At 76.5% G+C, this 18317-nt stretch carries 1 protein-coding gene (only partly in view); it reads right to left on the bottom strand.

The window, feature by feature from the left end; translation table 11 throughout:
• On the bottom strand, positions 1–18317 hold the 5' portion of the coding sequence (locus tag ACFZCF_RS16660; RefSeq protein ID WP_391287021.1) for an amino acid adenylation domain-containing protein. The gene continues 487 nt to the left of window position 1, outside the view; only the first 18317 of its 18804 coding nucleotides appear in the window; its start codon is at positions 18315–18317; the stop codon falls past the left edge of the window.

Raw genomic sequence — 18317 nt, 5'->3', positions numbered from 1 at the left:
GACCGGAGTCGGGCGGCCAGTTCGCGGTGGTGCGCCCCGGCGGAGGGGTCGTTCGTCTCCGCCCGGTCCGCGTCCGGCTCGCCGGTCCACAGCTCGGCCGGCGACGCCACCGGCGCCGCACCGCCCCCGTCCGCGGGGGCCAGTACGAGGTCGACGGTGTCCGGCCGGCCCTCGGCCGACCAGGTCACCCAGGCGGTGCGTCCGGCGGCGGCCGCGGCGTCGTAGAGGTCCTCCGGGTCCACTCCGTCGGCGGGACCGTCCAGGATCCGCCGCACCTCGGTGACCGGTCGGCCGTCCTCCAGGGCGGCGAGTGCGGCGGTCTCGCGCCGCACGCGGGCGTTGGGGATCGCGGTGACGCGCAGCGCGCCGGGGTGCGCGGCGCAGAGCGCGGCCAGCCGCCCGGCGTCGCCGTCCTCCGGCGTCCAGCGCAGTTCGGTGGCCGGGGGCGCGGCGGGGGGCGCGGTTCCCTGTTTGGCCAGCAGGACGTCGTAGCGGTAGCGCGTCAGCTCGTTGTGCGGCCTTCCGCGCCGGAGGCGTACGTCCAGGAGGAGCGGTTCGCCGGCCTCGCGCCGCAGCCGGGCGAAGTAGTCGGGGGCGATGACGAGTTCGTTCTCCGCGGCCGTCCTGCGGTCGGCGGCGGCCAGCACCGCGGCGGGGGTGGCGGAGACGGCGCTGTTGCCGGTCTCCACCGAGGCGCGGAAGGCGCGCAGCAGTGCCAGGGCGCGGACGTCGCCGACGAAGAGCCGCCCGCCGGGGGCGAGCAGGTCGAGCGCGCCGCGCAGGACGCGGGTGAGGTAGTCGGCGTCGGGGAAGTACTGGACGACGGAGTTGAGCACGATCGTGTCGTAGAAGCCTCGGGGCAGGCCGCCGAAGTCGTGGGCCGGGCGGACGTGCAGCTCGACCTTCTCCTTCAGGGCGGGTTCCGCGTCGACCTGTTCGCGCAGCGTCTCGATCGCCCGGGCGGAGAGGTCGGTCCCGTGGTAGGCGGCGCACTCCTCCGCCAGCTCCGAGAGCAGCAGTCCGGTGCCGACCCCGATCTCCAGCAGTCGCGCGGGCCGCAGCGCCCGGATGCGGTCCACCGTGGCCGCCCGCCACTGGAGCATCTCGTCCAGGGGAATGGGCTGCCCGTCATGGCTGCTCCGCCAGATCCCGAAGTCCTGGCCCAGGGGGGCGGGTGCGGAGCCGCCGTAGAGGGTGTCGTAGGCCTCCCGCCACTCGTCGAGCCGGTTCTGCTCCCGGCCGTCGTCGGGCGTGGCGCGGTGGGGCTCGGGGACCACGTAGGCCACCAGTCGCCGCGGGGCCGGGTCGCCCGGAGCGGAGGGCGCGCCGGACGCCGCGCGGGCGACCACGACCGCCCCGGCGACGTCCGGGTGCGCGCCGAGGGCTGTCTCGATCTCGCCCAGCTCGATGCGGAAGCCCCGGACCTTGACCTGGTGGTCGGTGCGTCCGAGGAACTCCAGCTCCCCGTCCGCGCGGCGGCGGACCAGGTCGCCCGTGCGGTACATGCGGCTGCCCGGCGCGCCGAAGGGGTCGGCGGTGAAGCGTTCCGCGGTCAGGCCGCCGCGCCCCAGGTAGCCGCGGGCCACGCCCGCGCCGGCGAGGTACAGCTCGCCGGGTACGCCTTCGGGGCGCGGGTTCAGCCACTCGTCCAGCACGTAGGCGCGGGTGCCGCGCAGCGCGCGGCCGATGGGCGGGGCGCTGCCGGTGTCCCGGTCGAGGTGGGCGGCGGTGGACCAGATGGTGGTCTCGGTGGGCCCGTAGACGTTGACGAGTTCGCCGCCGAGGTCGCGCAGGCGGGAGGCCAGGGAAGCGGGGAGTGCTTCGCCGCCGACCAGCTTGCGCAGGCCGCGCAGGGCGTCGGGGGCGGTCTCGGCCAGCAGCTGCCAGGTGGTCGGGGTGGCCTGCAGGAGGGTGGCGCCGCTCTCGGTGAGCAGCGCGGCCAGTGCCTCGGGGTCCCGTGCCTCGGCGCGGTCGGCCAGGACCAGTCCGGCGCCGCTGACCAGCGGGAGGAAGAGCTCCAGGGCGGCGATGTCGAAGCTGACCGTGGTGACGGCGACCAGCCGGTCGTCGGCGGTGGGGCGCAGCCGGTCCCGCATGTCGGCCAGGAGGTTGGCGAGGTTGCCCCGGCTGACGACGACGCCCTTGGGGCGTCCGGTGGAGCCCGAGGTGTGCAGGACGTACGCGGCCTGGCCGGGCAGCGCGGCGCGGGCCTCGGGGACGGGTCCCGCGCCGTGTGCGGCGTCGGCCGCCAGGAGGACGGCTCCGCCGGCGGCGGTCGCGGCGCCGGTGATCGCGGGGCGGCAGTCCGCCGTGGTGAGCAGCGCCACCGGGCGGGTGTCGGCCAGGATCGCGGCGATGCGCTCGTCCGGGTACTCCGGGTCCAGCGGTACGTAGGCGGCGCCGGCCCGCAGGACGCCGAGCAGCCCGGCCACCAGGTCGGCGGTGCGCGGCAGGCACACCGCGATCCGGCTCTCGGGGCCGGCGCCGTGCCCGGAGAGGGCCGCCGCGACGCGTCCGGCCCGTTCGTCGAGCTGGGCGTAGGTGAGGCTGTCCCCGCCGCTGCGGACCGCCACCGCGTCGGGCGTCTCGGCGGCGCGGGCGCGGAAGAGGCCGATCAGGTCCTCGGCCGGGCCCGCGGCGGAGGCGTCCCATTCGGCCCTCAGGGCGGCGCGTTCCGCCGCGTCAAGGACGGGCATCCGGCTGAGGCGTGTCGTGGGCGCCTCGACGGCGGCGAGGAGCAGGTCGTGGTAGCGCTCGGTCAGCCGGGCGACGGTGCGGGCGTCGAAGAGGTCGGTGGCGTACTCGACCGCGCCCTCGACGGCGGTCGCCCCGTCGTCCTCGTTCCGGGTCTCGACGAGGTTGACGAAGAGGTCGTACTTGGCCGCCGCCTGGGCGGGGCGTTCGACGGTGACCTCCAGACCGGGCATCACGGCTTCGCCGCGCTCGTTGTTCTGGAGGGCCAGCAGCACCTGGAAGACGGGGTGCCTGGAGAGGGAGCGGGTGGGGTTGAGCGCCTCCACCAGCTGCTCGAAGGGGATGTCCTGGTGGGCGAAGGCGTTCAGGTCGGCGTCCCTGACGCGGTCGAGCAGCTCCTCGAAGGTGGGGTCGCCGCCCAGGTCGGTGCGGAGGGCCAGGGTGTTGACGAAGAAGCCGACGAGGTCGTCGGCCGCCTCGTCGCCGCGGCCGGCGACCGGGGTGCCGAGGACGATGTCCCGTCCGGCCCCGAGGGCGGCGAACAGCGCGGCGAGTCCGGCCTGCAGGGCCATGAAGAGGGTCGCCCGCCGCGAGTGCGCCAGGGCGCGCAGCCGGTCGCGGAGCGGGGCGGGGAGGGTGAAGCGGTGGATCGCGCCGCGGTGGCTCTCCATCGCGGGGCGCGGCCGGTCGGTGGGCAGTTCGATCTGTTCCGGCGCGCCGTCCAGCGCGTCGCGCCAGAAGGCGAGTTGGCGGGCGGCGAGGCTGTCGGGGTCGTCGGCGGCGCCGAGCAGTTCCTGCTTCCAGAGGGTGTGGTCGGCGTACTGCACCGGCAGGGGCCGCCACTGCGGGGCGCGGCCCTCCCGCCGTGCGGCGTAGGCGGTGCTCAGGTCGCGGGCGAGCGGGGCCAGCGACCAGCCGTCGCCCGCGATGTGGTGGAGGACGAGGGAGAGCACGTGGTCGGCGGGGCCGGTGCGCAGCAGCACGGCCCGCAGCGGAAGGTCCTCGGTGAGGGTGAACGCGTGTCCGCGGGCCTCGGCGAGGGCGGCGGGCAGCTCTTCCTCGGTGACGTCCACGACGTCGAGGGTGGGCGCGGCCCGTTCGGGCGCGACCACATGCTGGTGGGGGGAGCCGTTCTCGGCAGGGAAGACGGTGCGCAGGGCCTCGTGGCGGCCCACCACGTCGGCGAGGGCGGTGCGCAGGGCGCCGACGTCGAGGGGGCCGCGCAGGCGCAGGGCGAGCGGGATGTTGTAGGTGGCGCTGGGTCCTTCCAGTTCTCCGAGGAACCAGAGCCTGCGCTGGGCGGAGGAGAGCGGGACGCGGTCCGGCCGCCTGCGCGGGAGCAGGCGGGGCCGTCCCGTCCCGGCCGTGTCGAGGCGCCGGGACAGTGCGGCGGGCGTGGGGGCCTCGAAGAGCGTGCGGATGCCGATCTCCACGCCGAGCGCCGACCTGATCCGGCTGATGAGCCGGACCGCCGAGAGGGAGTGGCCGCCGAGGGCGAAGAAGTCGGCGTCGCGGCTGACCTCCTGGACGCCGAGGACGTCGGCGAAGGCGGCGCAGAGCGCTTCCTCGCGCGGTCCGGCGGGGGCGCCGCCGGTGGCCCACGCCGTCCGGTCGGGGGCGGGCAGCGCCGCTCGGTCCAGTTTGCCGTTGGGGGTGAGCGGCAGGGCGGTCAGCAGCACGACGGCGGCGGGGACCATGTAGCCGGGCAGGGCGCCGGCCAGGTGGGCGCGCACCTCGTGCGGGTCGGGGTCTGCGTCGGCCGCCGGCACCGCGTAGCAGACCAGGTACCGGTCGTCCGGTCCTTCGCCGCGCACGGCGACGGCCGCCTGGGCGACGCCCGGGTGGCGGCGGGCGGCGGCCTCGATCTCGCCGGGCTCGATGCGGTAGCCGCGCAGCTTCACCTGGGAGTCGGACCGGCCGACGTAGTGGAGGCCGCCGTCCTGGCCGCGCCGGACGAGGTCACCGGTCCGGTACATCCGGCCGCCGGCGTCGAACGGGTCGGCGACGAACCGGGTGGCGCTCAGGCCGGGGCGGCGGCGGTAGCCGCGGGCCAGGCCGGGGCCGGAGACGTACAGCTCGCCCACGACGCCCACCGGCACGGGAAGCAGCCCCTGGTCGAGCACGTGGGCGCGCAGGTCGTCCAGCGGCGTGCCGATCGGGCTGCCGCCGCGCTCCACGGCGGCGTCGTCCAGCTCCAGGTGGGTGACGTGCACGGTCGTCTCGGTGATCCCGTACATGTTGACCAGGCGGACCGGGCGGCCCCGCCAGGGGGCGAGTTGGGCGGTGTCCAGCGCTTCCCCGCCGAAGACGACGTACCGCAGGGCGGCGGTGGTCCGCGGGGGGACGCCGAGCTCGGTCTCGGCCCGCAGGAGCTGGAGGAAGGCGGAGGGTGTCTGGCTGAGCACCGTGACGCGCTCGCGGCCCAGCAGTTCCAGGAGGTCGCCGGGCGACCTGGCCACGTCGTGCGGGACGACGACCAGCCGGCCGCCGTGCGCCAGGGGTCCCCACATCTCCCAGACCGAGAAGTCGAAGGCGCTGGAGTGGAAGAGGGTCCAGACGTCGTCGGGCCCGAAGTCCACGGCCGCGCGGCAGGCGGTCAGGAGGCGTGAGACGTTGGCGTGGCTGACGACCACGCCCTTGGGCCGCCCGGTCGAGCCGGAGGTGTAGATGGTGTAGGCCGGGTGGTCGGGGAGCAGGGGGGTCCGGCGGTCGGCGTCGGTGACCGGCGCGGCCGCGAGGCCGGCTGTCGTGTCGTCGGCCGGGGGCGCGTCGAGCAGCAGCCACGGGACCTCGCCCACCGCCGCGTCCACGGTGCCGCGCAGGGTATCGCGGACGGTGGTCGTGGAGAGCACGGCGACCGGCCGGCAGTCGTGGAGGATGTACGAGGTGCGCTCGGCCGGGTGGTCGGGGTCGACGGCGAGGTAGGCGGCACCCGACTTGAGCACGGCGAGCACGGCCACGACCAGGTCCGCCGAGCGGGGCACGGCCAGGGCGACGAAGTCCTCCGGTCCCACGCCGAGTGCGAGCAGGGCGCGGGCCAGGCGGTTGGAGCGGGCGTCGAGTTCCGCGTAGTCCAGGGTCGTCGGGCCGTCGGTGAGGGCGGGGGCGGAGGGCGCGCGGCGGACGGCGGCGGCGAAGAGGGCGGGCAGGTCGGCGACGGGGGTGGCGGCCGTCCGGGCCCGTGCGGCGGCGTCGGCCTCGGCCAGCCGCCGGCGTTCCCCGGCGGTGGTGACGTCGAGCTGGGCGAGCCGCAGGCCGGGCTCGCGCGTCACGGTGCGCAGCAGCGCCACGAACCGCTCCGCCAGAGCCGCCGCGGTCGTGCGGTCGAAGAGGTCGGGGCGGTAGCGCAGGGACGCGTCGAGTCCGGTCCCGTCCGCGGCGGCCGTGGTCTCGGTGAAGGTCAGTTCGACGTCGGTGTGGGCGGTGCCCTCGGCGGTCGGCAGCGGCTCCACGCGCACACCCGGCAGGTCCAGGAGGTGGTCGAGCGCTCCGTCGGCGGCGTTGTCGAAGGTGAGCATCGTCTGGACGAGCGGGTGCCGGCTGGGCGAGCGGGCGGGGTTGACCGCCTCCACCAGCCGCTCGAAGGGCACGTCCTGGTGGGTGTAGGCCCGCAGGTCGGTCTCGCGCACCCGGTCGAGGAGTTCGGCGAAGGCCGGGTCCCCCGAGGTGTCGGTCCGCAGGACCAGGGTGTTGACCAGGAAGCCGACGAGGTCGGCGGTCTCGGGCCGGTCGCGGCCGGCGGACGGGGTGCCCACGGGGATGTCGGGGCCGGCGCCGAGCCGGTGCCACAGGGCGGCCAGGGCGGCGTGGAGGACCATGAACGGGGTGGCCCGGTGACGGGCGGCCAGCGCCCGCACGTCCCCGTACAGTTCCGCGTCGACGCGGAAGGCGACCCGCTCGGCGTGGCCGGGGGGCGTCGTCGGGCGCGGCCGGTCGTAGGGCAGCGCGAGTTCGTCGGGCAGTCCGCGCAGTTCCTCGGCCCAGTGGGCGACGCGGCGGTCCAGCGGGGCGTCCGCGTCGTCCCCGGCCTCGCGGTGCTGTCCGAGCAGGTGGGCGACGGGGCTGGGGGCCGGGGCCGGCCAGTCGGGCGCGCGGCCCGCGGCGCGGGCGCGGTAGGCGGCGGCCAGGTCCCGTGCCAGCGGCCACATCGACCAGCCGTCGGCGGCGATGTGGTGGATGACCAGGAGCAGGACGTGCTCGCCTTCCGGGAGCGCGAAGAGGGTGTGGCGCAGCGGGGTGTCGTCGGCCAGGTCGAAGGGGCGGCGGACGGCTTCGCGCACCAGCGTGTCGAGTCGGTGGGCGGCGGCGGGGACGACGGCCGGGGCGGCCGGGGCCCCGGGGGCCAGGACGAGCTGGTACGGGCCCTGTTCGTCCTCGCGGAAGACGGTGCGCAGGCTCTCGTGCCGGGCGGTCAGATCGGCCAGTGCCGCGTGCAGGGCGTCGACGTCGAGGTCGCCGGTGAGCCGCAGGGCGACGCTGATGTGGTAGCCGCCGGCCTCCCTGTCGTAGCGGTTGAGGAACCACAGCCTGCGCTGGGCGGGCGACAGGGGCAGCCGCTCGGGCCGCACCGGCACGCGTGCGCCGGGGGCCTCCGCGGTGGTCTCGCCGGTGGGCCCCGCAGTGGCCCCGCCGGGCGTCTCGGCGGTGATCCCCGAGTTGGTCCCGGCGGCGGGGGTGAGCTGTGCGGCGATCTGCGGATCGGCGAGGAGGTCCCCGACCGTGCGGTGGTCGAAGATCGTCCGGATGTCGAGCCGCAGTCCCAGTTCGGCCCGGATGCGGCCGGCGAGCCGGACGGCGAGGAGGGAGTGGCCGCCCAGGGCGAAGAAGTCGTCGTCCAGGGTGAACCCGGGCACGCCGAGCACTTCGGCGAACAGGGCGCACAGGGCGGTCTCGGCGGCGGTGTGCGGGGCGCGTCCGGCGGAGCCGGTGCCGTACTCGGGCGCGGGCAGCGCCCTGCGGTCGAGCTTGCCGTTCTCGGTGCGCGGCAGTTCGGACAGGACCACGATCGCGGCCGGGACCATGTACGCCGGCAGGGCGGCGGCCAGGTCGCGCAGCGCGGCCGCCGGGTCGAAGCCCGCCTCGGGTCCGCCCTCGGGAACGACGTAGCCCGTCAGCCGCCTGTCCCCCGGCTCGTCCTCGCGCACGACGACGGTGGCGCGGGCGACGTCGGGGCGGGCGGCGAGCGCGGCCTCCACCTCGCCCAGCTCCACCCGGAAGCCGCGCACCTTGACCTGGTCGTCGGTACGGCCCAGGCACTCCATGATCCCGTCGGGCCGCCAGCGCCCCAGGTCCCCGGTGCGGTACATCCGGGCGCCCGGCGCGTCGTACGGGCAGGGCAGGAAGCGTTCGGCGGTCAGTCCGGGCCGTCCGTGGTAGCCGCGGGCCACTCCGACGCCGGAGACGTAGATCTCCCCGACGACGCCGACCGGCACGGGCTGGAGGAGGTGGTCGAGGACGAACATGTGGTTGCCGGGCAGCGGGCGCCCGATCGGCAGCAGGCCGTCCGGCACCTCGTCGCCGGGTTCGAACAGCAGGTCGGAGCAGTTGACGCTGGTCTCCGACGGCCCGTAGTCGTTGAAGATCCGGGCCCGAGGGTGACGGGCCCGCCAGCGCTCCAGCATCTCCCCGGTGAGCGGCTCGCCGCCGAGGACGAGTGTGCCGGGGCGGTCTCCGGTGGCGTCGAGGACGCCGGGCAGCTCGTCCAGGAGGGCGACATGGGAGGGCGTGCCCTTGACGAAGGTGACGCCGGAGCCCTGGGCGTGTTCGTCCAGCTCCGCGAGGAGCAGGGTCCCGCCGGAGATCAGCGTGGTGAACAGGGCGGTCACCGTCAGGTCGAACGCGACCGGCGAGTGCAGCAGCGACACCCCGGCCGCGTCCGGGTAGCGGTCGCGGGAGCGGACGGCGTGGGCGGCCAGCGAACCCCGGCTCACCGCCACGCCCTTGGGGCGGCCGGTGGAGCCCGAGGTGTAGAGGACGTAGGCGAGGGTGTCGGCTCCCACCGGGCGCGGCCGCTCCCGGTCGGTCACCCTTCCCTCGGCGGCGCGGGCGAGTTCGTCCGCGGGACCGGGCAGGTCGACGCAGAGGATCTGCCGTCCCGGTGCCTCGGGCACCAGGTGGGCGTGGGCGGAGGTGGTCAGGACGACGGCGGGGTTCCCGTCGCCGAGAAGCAGCGCGATCCGTTCGGCCGGGTAGTCCACGTCGACCGGCAGGTAGGCCGCTCCGGCCTTGAGCGCTCCCCACACTCCGGTGAGCAGGTCGGCGCCGCGCGGGAAGACCAGGCCGACCAGGTCCTCGGCCCCGAGGCCCCGGGCCATGAGGAAGCGCGCCATGCGGTTGGCGCGGGCGTCGAACTCGGCGTAGCTCAGCCTGGCACCGTCACCGCCCTCGACCAGCGCGAGGGCGTCGGGGGTGCGGTCGACCTGCTCCTCGAACAGGGCGACGGGGCATTCCCGTGCGTTCGCCGCCTCACCGCGGGCCCAGTCGCCCAGCAGCGTGGCGTGTTCGCGCGGCAGCAGGACGTCCAGCCGGCCCGCCGGGGTGTCCCCGGACGTCGCCATGGTGTCGAGCACCTGCTCGAACCGCGCCGCCAGGTCCTCCACCCACGGGGGTGCGAAAAGGTCGGGGCGGTGGATGAAGCGGAGTTGGAGGTCAGGGGCGGGGCCGACGGTGATGCTGAGGGGGTAGTGGTTGCCGTCGTGGCCGCGCGCCCCGAGCAGGCGGAGCCCGTCGCCGTCGCCGAGGCCCTCGGCGGGGTCCAGCGGGTAGTTCTCGAAGACCAGCGTGGTGTCGAAGAGGTCACCCGCGCCGAGGCGCTGCTGCACCTGCGCCAGGGGGAGGAACTGGTGGTCCAGGAGGGCGGCCTGCTCCCGCTGCACGCGGCGGACGAGTGCCTCCAGCGGTTCGGCGGGGTCCAGGGAGACCCGTACCGGCACGGTGTTCATCAGCAGGCCGACGATCTCCCCCGCGCCGGGCAGGTCGGTGGGGCGGCCGGAGGCGGCGATGCCGAAGCTCACGTCGTCCCGGCCGGTGAGCCGGCCCAGGAGGAGTGCCCACGCGGTCTCGACCACCGAGTTGAGGGTGACGCCCAGGCGGCGGGCCCAGTCGGTGAGGCGGGCGACGACGTCGGGGTCCATGGTGCGGTAGTGCGCGAGCGGGGCCGCGCCGTCGCGGGGGGCGTCGGGCGCCATCAGGGACGGCTGCAGCCCGGCGAGCGCCCGTTCCCAGGCGGCGTGGGCCGCGTCGGCGTCCTGGTCCGCGAGCCAGGCGAGGTAGTCGCGGTACGGCCGTACGGCGGGCAGGGCGGCGCCGTCCGTGGCGTACAGGGCCATGAGGTCGCGCACCACCAGCGGCAGCGACCAGCCGTCCAGGACGAGGTGGTGGTTGGTCACGGCCAGCACGTGCCGGTCCGCCGCCGTGCGTACGAGCAGGAAGCGCACCAGCGGCGGCCGGGCGAGGTCGAAGCGGCGGGTGCGCTGCCCGGCCAGCAGGGCGTCGAGGCGCCGCTGCCGCTCCTCCCCGTCCAGGGCGGACAGGTCGTGCTCCTCCCAGGGCACCGGCGTGCCCGCGGCGATCGCCTGGATCCACTCGCCGGAGCGGCGCTGGAGGAAGGCCGCGCGCAGCACGTCGTGCCGGTCGAGGACGTGCCGGGCGGCCTCGCGCATGCGGGGGCCCGACAGCTCTCCGTGGAGGTCGAGGGCCAGCTGGCCGACGTACACGTCCTCCGCCGCCTCGTCGAAGGTGCTGTGGAAGAGCAGTCCCTCCTGGGCGGGCGCGAGGGCGAGCAGGTCGGCGATCTCGAAGTCCGCCGCCGCCTCGCACTCCTCGATCGCGTCCTGGTCCAGGTCGCCCGCGCCGGTCTCCGAGGGGATCAGGCCGGCGCTCCCGGCGACGCCGGCCAGGGCGGTCAGCTCGTGCAGCGCCTTCTCCCACTCCTGGGCCAGCGCGGTCAGCCGCGCCGGGGTCAGGCAGCGGGCGGAGGCGTTCCAGCGCGCCGCGAGGACCGGTCCCCGCGGGCCGTCCTCCAGGACGACGGTCAGCTCCACCTCGTGCGCGAGCGGCAGTTCGGGCGGCTGCGGGACGACGCTGTGGCCCGCGAATGCCCAGGCCCCGGCGGGCTCCGTGCCCCCGTCGGCGAGGTCGCCGGCCACGTCGACCCGGCCGAGGTAGTTGAAGCCGAACTGCGGGCGGGGCAGCTTCCGGCCGCCCTCCGCGGGGGACGCCGCGCCGCCGAGGCGGAGCAGGTCGTGGCCGAGACCGGCGTCCGGCACGGTGCGCAGGCGCTCCTTGGTCTCCTTCAGCAGCCGGGCGGCCCCGGCTCCGGGCCGCAGGCGCACCGGGTGGACGGAGGTGAACCAGCCCACGGTGCGGGTGAGGTCGACACCGGGCAGGAGGGCGTCCTGGCGGCCGTGGCTCTCGGTCTCCACGACGAACACGGGCCGGTCGCCCAGGACCCGTGACGCGGCCAGCGCGTAGGCGGCCAGCAGCAGTTCGCCGGTGTCCGCGCGGAGCGCCGCGGGCGCGGTGCGGACGAGCGTGTCGGTCAGATCGGGCGCGAGGCCGTGCGCGTGCTCGCGCGCCGTGCCGTGGGTGTCCAGGTCGGGGTCGAGCCGCGTCTCCAGGGCGACCACGTCGCCGTCCGGGTCCTCGACGCCCGCCAGGGTCGCGCGCCAGTGGGGAAGCCGGTCGGTCACGGCGGGCTCGGTGGCGCGCCGGGCGATCCGGGTGGCCCATTCCCTGAGGGAGGCGCCCTCCGGCGGCAGGGGCGCCGCCGGGGCGGGGTCGTCGCCCCGGGTCCAGGCCTGGCGGAGGTCGTCCGCCAGGATGCGCCAGGAGACGCCGTCCACGCTGAGGTGGTGGGCCACCAGGACGAGCAGGCCGCTCCGGTCCTCGCCCCGATCGAGCCAGGCCGCGCGCAGCACGGCACCGGTGCCGGGGTCGAGGGCGTCGCGGGCGTGCTCGGCCTCCCGCTCCACCAACTCCCGCAGCGCCGGGCCTTCGAGTCCGGCGGCGTCGCGGCGGCGCAGCAGGTCGGCGGCGGCGACCGTCCCCGGTTCGGCGATCACCAGGCCGTCCGGCGATCCGTCCCGGTCGGTGGCGGTCCGCAGGCGCAGTGCCCCGTGGTGGTCGACGAGTGTCTGGAGCACGCGCCGGATGTCGTCGGCGGACGCGCGCGCGGGGGTGGTGAGGACCACCGACTGGTGGAAGCGGTCGGCGCCCCGGGCGCGCATCGACCCGGTCCTGGCGACGAGCCGCGCGGCGGCCGGGAGGTGGGGCAGCGGCCCGCTCGGGGCGAGCGCCTCCGGCGCGGGGCGGTGCGGGTCCTCGTCCGGTCCGGCGGGGCGGGCGACGGTCGCGAGACCGGCGGCCGTGGGGTGTTCGAAGACGTCGCGCACGGTGAGGTGCAGTCCGGCTCGGCGGGCGCGGCCGACGAGCTGGATGCTGACGATGCTGTCGCCCCCGAGCGTGAAGAAGCTGTCGTCCGCGCCGACGTCGGGGACTCCCAGCACGTCGGCGAAGAGCGCGCAGAGCAGTTCTTCTGTCGGCCCGTTCGGGGCGCGGCGGCCCGCGTGGCGGCCGAAGTCGGGCGCGGGCAGGGCGCGGTGGTCGAGCTTGCCGTTCGGGGTGAGCGGCAGGGCGTCGAGCTCCACGAGGGCGGCGGGCACCATGTGGTCGGGCAAGCGGACGCGCAGCCGCTCCAGGAGGGCGGCCGGGCCGGCGGTGGCGCCGACGACGTAGCCGACGAGGCGGGCGGGGGCCGCCGCCCCTCCGGGCTCGCCCTCCGGCCCTTCGACGAGGGTGACGGCCGCTTCCCGGACGCCGGGGAGGTCGAGGAGCGCGACCTCCACCTCGCCGGGTTCGACCCGGAAGCCGCGCACCTTCACCTGGGCGTCGGCCCGTCCCTCGTAGACCAGTTCGCCGTCGGCGGTCCAGCGCATGAGGTCGCCGGTGCGGTACATCCGCTCCCCCGGCCGCCCGTGCGGGCAGGCGACGAACCGTTCGGCGGTGGCGGCCGGCCTGGCGCGATACCCGCGGGCGACGCCGGGACCGCAGACGTACAGTTCGCCCGTGACGCCCGGCGCGACGGGGCGCAGGCGGTCGTCGAGGAGCAGCACCCGGACGCCCGCCACCGGCCGGCCCACCGGCACGGGTCCCGAGGGCACGTCGGCGCCCGGGGCGATCCTGTGCTCCAGGCAGTTGACGGTGGTCTCGGTGGGCCCGTAGCTGTTGAAGACGGTGGTGGCGGGGTGGCGGGTGCGCCAGCGGTCGAGGCGTGCGCCAACGAGTTGCTCGCCCGCCAGGACGACCGTTCCGGGGGCCGTGGAGCCGCCGAACTCCTCCAGCAGCGCGAGGTGGGAGGGCGTTGCCTTGACGAAGGCCGGGCGGTCCCGGTCCCACTGGGCGATCCCGGTCTCGTCGAGGTCGCCGACCCGGACGTGCCCGCCCGCGGCCAGCGGCCCGTAGAGGGAGACGACCGTGAGGTCGAAGGCGACCGGGGAGTGCAGCAGGACCCCTCCGCTCAGCGCGTCGCCGTAGGTGTCCAGGGCGCGTTCGACGAAGGCGTCCAGCGCGTCCCGCGTCACGACGACGGCCTTGGGGCGACCGGTCGAGCCGGAGGTGTAGATGGTGTACGCGGCGTTGTCCCCGGTCACAGGTCGTACGGGGTCGGCGCCGGCGCGCGGGAGGCGGGCGCGGTCCGCGAGTTCCCTCTCGGTGTCCTGCTCGCCCAGGACCAGCGCGGCGCACCCGGGGGTGCCGGGGAGCGCGCGCAGCCGCTCGGCGTCGGTCACCAGCAGGGCGGGGGCGGAGTCCGCGAGGGCCCAGCGGTTGCGGTCGGCGGGGTGTCCGGCGTCGAGCGGGAGGTAGGCGGCGCCGGCCCGCAGGATCCCCAGCAGGGTGGCGATCAGTTCGGCGCCGCGGGGCAGGAGGACGGCGACGAGGTCCTCCGCGCCGATGCCGCGGGCGGCCAGGGTTGCGGCGACCCGGTCGGCGCGGGCGTCGAGTTCGGCGTGGCTCCAGACCCGTCCGGGCTCCATCACCGCCGGCGCGTCCGGTGTGCGGGCGGCCCGGCGGGCGATCCGCGCGGCGACCGGTTCCGGGCGGCTGCCCCGGGGGCGGGGCGTGCCGGTCCCCCAGGCGCGCACGAGGCGGTGCTCCGCGGCGCTGAGGACGTCGAGGGTCCCGATGGGCCGGTCGGGGGCGTCGGCCATGGCGGTCAGGAGGTCGAGCAGGCGTTCGGTGAGCCGTTGCGCGGTGGCGGCGTCGAACAGGTCGGCGGCGTGGACGAGGGCCCCGTCCAGTGCCCGGTCCGGCCCGTCGCGGTGGGTGAAGTGCCAGGACAGGTCGAACTTGGTCTCCCCCGACTCCACCGTCTCGACGCGGTGGGCGAGTCCGGGGAACCGCGCCCGGCCCCGGTCCTGCTCGGGGCCGTTGAGGATGAGCATGACCTGGAAGAGCGGGTGCCGGGTGGTGGAGCGGACGGGGTTGACCGCGTCCACGACCCGGTCGAAGGGCACGTCCTGGTGGGCGAAGGCCTCCAGGTCCCCGTCGCGGGTCCGGGCCAGCAGTTCGGTCGTGGTCGGGTCGCCCGAGACGTCGGTGCGCAGGACGACGGTGTTGACGAAGCAGCCGACGAGTCCGTCGAGCGCCTCGTCCGGGCGGCCGGCGACCGGCGTGCCCAGGGGGACGTCCGGTCCGGCGCCCATCCGGCCGAGCAGGACGGCTATCGCGGTCTGGAGCACCATGAACGGGGTGGCGCCGACGCTTCCGGCCAGCTCCTCCAGCCTGGCGTACAGGGCGGGCGGCACCTCGAACCGGGCGACCCCGCCCCGGCGGACCGGTTCCTGCGAGCGGGGCCGGTCGGCGGGGAGCCGGATGTGGTCCGGCAGCCCGGCCAGGGCCCGGCGCCAGTACGCGATCCCCTCGGCGTGGGCGGCGGAGCGCTCCCGGCTCCCCCGCTCCCACAGCGCGAAGTCGGCGTACGTCACCTCGGGCGGCGGGAGGACGGGGGCGCGTCCCGCGAGCCGGGCCGTGTAGGCGGTGGCCAGGTCGCCGATCAGGGGCCCCATCGACGCGCCGTCGGCGGCGACGTGGTGGACGAGCAGCAGCAGGGCGTGCCGCTGCTCGCCGGTGCGGTAGAGGGTGGCGCGCACCGGAAGGTCCCGCGCGAGGTCGAAGACGTGGCCGGCGGCGGCGCGCAGCTCCCCCGCGAGCGCGTCGGGGGCGACGTCGACGACCGGCAGCGGGATCCGGTGGCCGCCGGGGGGCGCGATGTGCTGCTCGGGTGCGCCCGCCGCCGAGGTGTCGTCCGCCGGGGGCCGCAGCGTGGTGCGGAGCGTCTCGTGCCGGTCCGTGACGTCGCCCAGCGCGGCGTGCAGGGCGGGGACGTCCAGGGGTCCGTCCAGGCGGAGGACGGTGGGGATGTTGTAGGCGGCCGACGCGCCGTTGAGTTCGTCGATGAACCACAGCCGGCGCTGCGCGGACGAGAGCGGCACCCGCTCCGGGCGGGGCCGGACCGGGCGGACCCGGTCGTCCGTCACGGCCCCTTCTCCCAGTTCCGCCGCGAGGCGGGCGACGGTCGGGAAGCGGAAGACCTCTCGTACGGTGACGGCCTTGCCCAGGCGGCCCCGTACGCGGCTCGCCAGCCGGGCGGCCAGCAGGGAGTCGCCGCCCCGGGCGAAGAAGTCGTCGTCGGCGCCGACCTCATCGACGCCCAGCACCTCGGCGAAGAGCCCGCACAGGGCCTCTTCGCGGGCGTCGCGCGGCGCCCGCCCGACGGCCGGGGCCGGGGTCGCGGGGGCGGGCAGCGCCGCGCGGTCCACCTTGCCGTTGGCGGTGCGCGGGATCTCCGCCAGCTCCACCAAGAGGGAGGGGACGAGGTGGGCGGGAAGCCGGTCGGCGAGTACGCGGCGCAGGCCCTCGACGTCCAGTGCTCCCCGGTGCGCGGGCGCGGGCGTCAGATAGCCGACGAGCCTTCGGTCGCCGGGCCGGTCCTCGCGCACGGTCACCAACGCCAGCGCGACGCCGTCGAGTTCGGCGAGGGCCGCCTCGACCTCGCCGGGCTCGACCCGGAAGCCCCGGATCTTCACCTGGTCGTCGGCCCGGCCGACGAACCTCAGCACGGTTCCTCCGTCGCCGGGCACCCGGCGCACCAGGTCGCCGGTCCGGTACATCCGCTCGCCCGTCCCGGTGTACGGGTCGGCGACGAACCGGTCGGCGGTGAGGCCGGGACGGCCCAGGTAGCCGCGGGCCAGGCCGCCGCCGCGCAGGTAGAGCTCTCCCGTCACCCCGTCGGGCACGGGTCGCAGCGCGGCGTCCAGCACGTAGGCGTCCACCGCGGCCTCGGGGTTCCCGATGTCCGGCGTCCGGTCTTCGTCCGGTGCGCACCGCCCGGAGGTGGCCTGGACGGTGGCCTCGGTCGGCCCGTAGACGTTGAACATCCGCCGGCCGGGCGCCCAGCGGGCGATCAGCGAGGGCGGGGGCGCCTCGCCGCCGGTGACCAGGTCGGTCAGGTCGGGGAGGTCACAGGGGGGCAGGGTGGCCAGTACGGCGGCCGGCGCGAGGGCCGTGGTGACGCGCCGGTCGCGCAGGAACGCGGCCAGCTCGTCGCCGGCGAGGCCGTGCGGCGGGAGGACGAGGCAGCTCCCCGACGTCAGCGCCATCACGAGTTCGGCGACCACCACGTCGAAGCCGAGGGCCGCGAGCTGCGCCACCCGGGAGCCGGGGCCCAGTCGGTAGCGTTCGATCTGCTCCGCCGCCAGGGCGGCAAGGCCGGCGTGCGTGACCACGACCCCCTTGGGCCGCCCGGTCGAGCCGGAGGTGTGGACGACGTACGCCGGAAGGTCCACCGGGAGCGTTCCGGGCGGGGGCACGTCGGCCTCGGCGCACCGCGCCCCGGCGTCGAGGAGGTCCTCGGCCGGCACGCGCGGGCAGTCGGCGGCGGGGGGCTCGGTCCCGGCCCCGCCGACCAGCAGGGCGGGGCGGGCGTCGCGCAGCAGGAAACCGATGCGTTCCGCCGGGTACTCCGGGTCGACGGGGAGGTACGCCCCTCCGGCCCGGTGGACCCCGAGGATCAGCGCCGCCAGCTCGACGCCCCGCGGCACCGCGAGCGCGACGATGCTCTCCGGGCCCACGCCCCGCGCGGCGAGCCGCCGGGCCACCCTCTCGGCGTGGGCGTCGAGCTGGGCGTACGTCCAGGTGGCCCGGTCCGAGGAGACGGCGGGGGCGTCGGGGGTGCGGGCGACCTGCCGGGCGAAGAGTTCGGGCAGGGTCCGGGGGCGCAGGTCGCGCCGGGGGCTGCGTCCTGCGGCCACCACAGAGGCCTCCTCCTCCGCGCCGAGCAGCCGGGTCCGCCCGAGGGGCGCCTCCAGGTCCTGGCCCACGCGCGTCAGGAACTCCGCGAGCCGCGCGGCCAGCGAGGCCACCGCGTCCGCCGAGTGGAGCAGGGGGTTGGCGGCGAGGGTGAGCTCCAGCTCGCCGCCGTCGCCCGGAGTGCCGAGCAGGTTGACGACCAGATCCTCGACCGGACCGGCCGCGAGCTGGTGCACCGGCGCCCGGCAGTCGCCGAAGTCGAGCACCGGGGCGAACGCCATGACGTTGACGAGGGTGGTGGCCGGCGGCGCGCCGTGGAGTCCGAGCGCCCGGCCGATGTCCTCGGTGCGGTGGCGCTGATGACGCAGGGTGGTGCTGATCTCGGCCGCGGTCAGCTCCAGGAGCGCCGCCATCGACGTGCCCTGCCGCACGGACAGGCGCAGCGGTACGACGTTGGCGAGCATCCCCGGTGTGCGCACCGCGGCGGGTGTCGTCCTGGCGGTGACGGGGAGGCCGACGACGACCTCGTCCCCCGGCGCGAGACGGCTCAGGAAGGCGGCCACAGCGGCCGTGGCGTACACGGGCCAGGGCCGGCCGCTCCGGTCGGACGCGCGGCGCAGCGCGGCGGACCGGTCGGCGGACAGGCGCACCGTGCGGCGCAGTTCGTCGGGCGCGGCGGGCGCGGGGGCGTCGGCGAGGCTGGTGGGGCGCGGGAGGTCCGCGAAGCGGTCGCGCCAGTGGTCGGCGTCCGCGCGGTGGCGGGCGGAGCTCCGGTAGGCGTGGTCCTCCTCGACCAGGCGGGCCAGCGGCGCGAACGCGCAGGGGGGCGGCTGCTGGCCGGTGCGCAGCGCGCGGTAGACCGCCGCGAGCCGGTCCAGGTAGAGGGCGGCGCCGTACCCGTCCAGAGCGAGGTGGTGGTAGCGCAGGTGCAGCAGGGCGCGTTCGCCGCCGAGCGGGATCAGGGTGTGGCGGCAGGTGTCCCCCGCGGCGAGGTCCCAGGGTTCCGCCCGCTGCCGGTCCATCCACTCCAGGGACGCGGCTCGGGAGGGGGCGCCGCCGCTCGGGTCGGCGCGGAAGAGGCGGGTCTGGGTGCTCGGCGGCCGGGCGAGCACGTGCTGCTGCAGTGCTCCGTCGGCGTCCTCGCGGAACGCGGTGCGCAGCGCCTCGGTGTCGGCGACGGCGCGTCGGATCGCCTCGCTCAGCACCTCCTCCACCACGTGGTCGAGTTCGAGGTAGAGGCCGCAGGCGTAGAGCCTGTCGTCCGAGCGCAGACGCTGTGCCGTCCAGATCCCGGACTGGGCCGACGTGGCGGCCAC

This window comes from Streptomyces sp. NPDC007945 (genome assembly GCF_042958885.1).
In the GTDB taxonomy this organism is placed as follows: Bacteria; Actinomycetota; Actinomycetes; order Streptomycetales; family Streptomycetaceae; genus Streptomyces.
The sequence above is the reverse complement of the archived record's forward strand: the minus strand, read 5'-3'. Positions and strand labels throughout refer to the sequence as shown.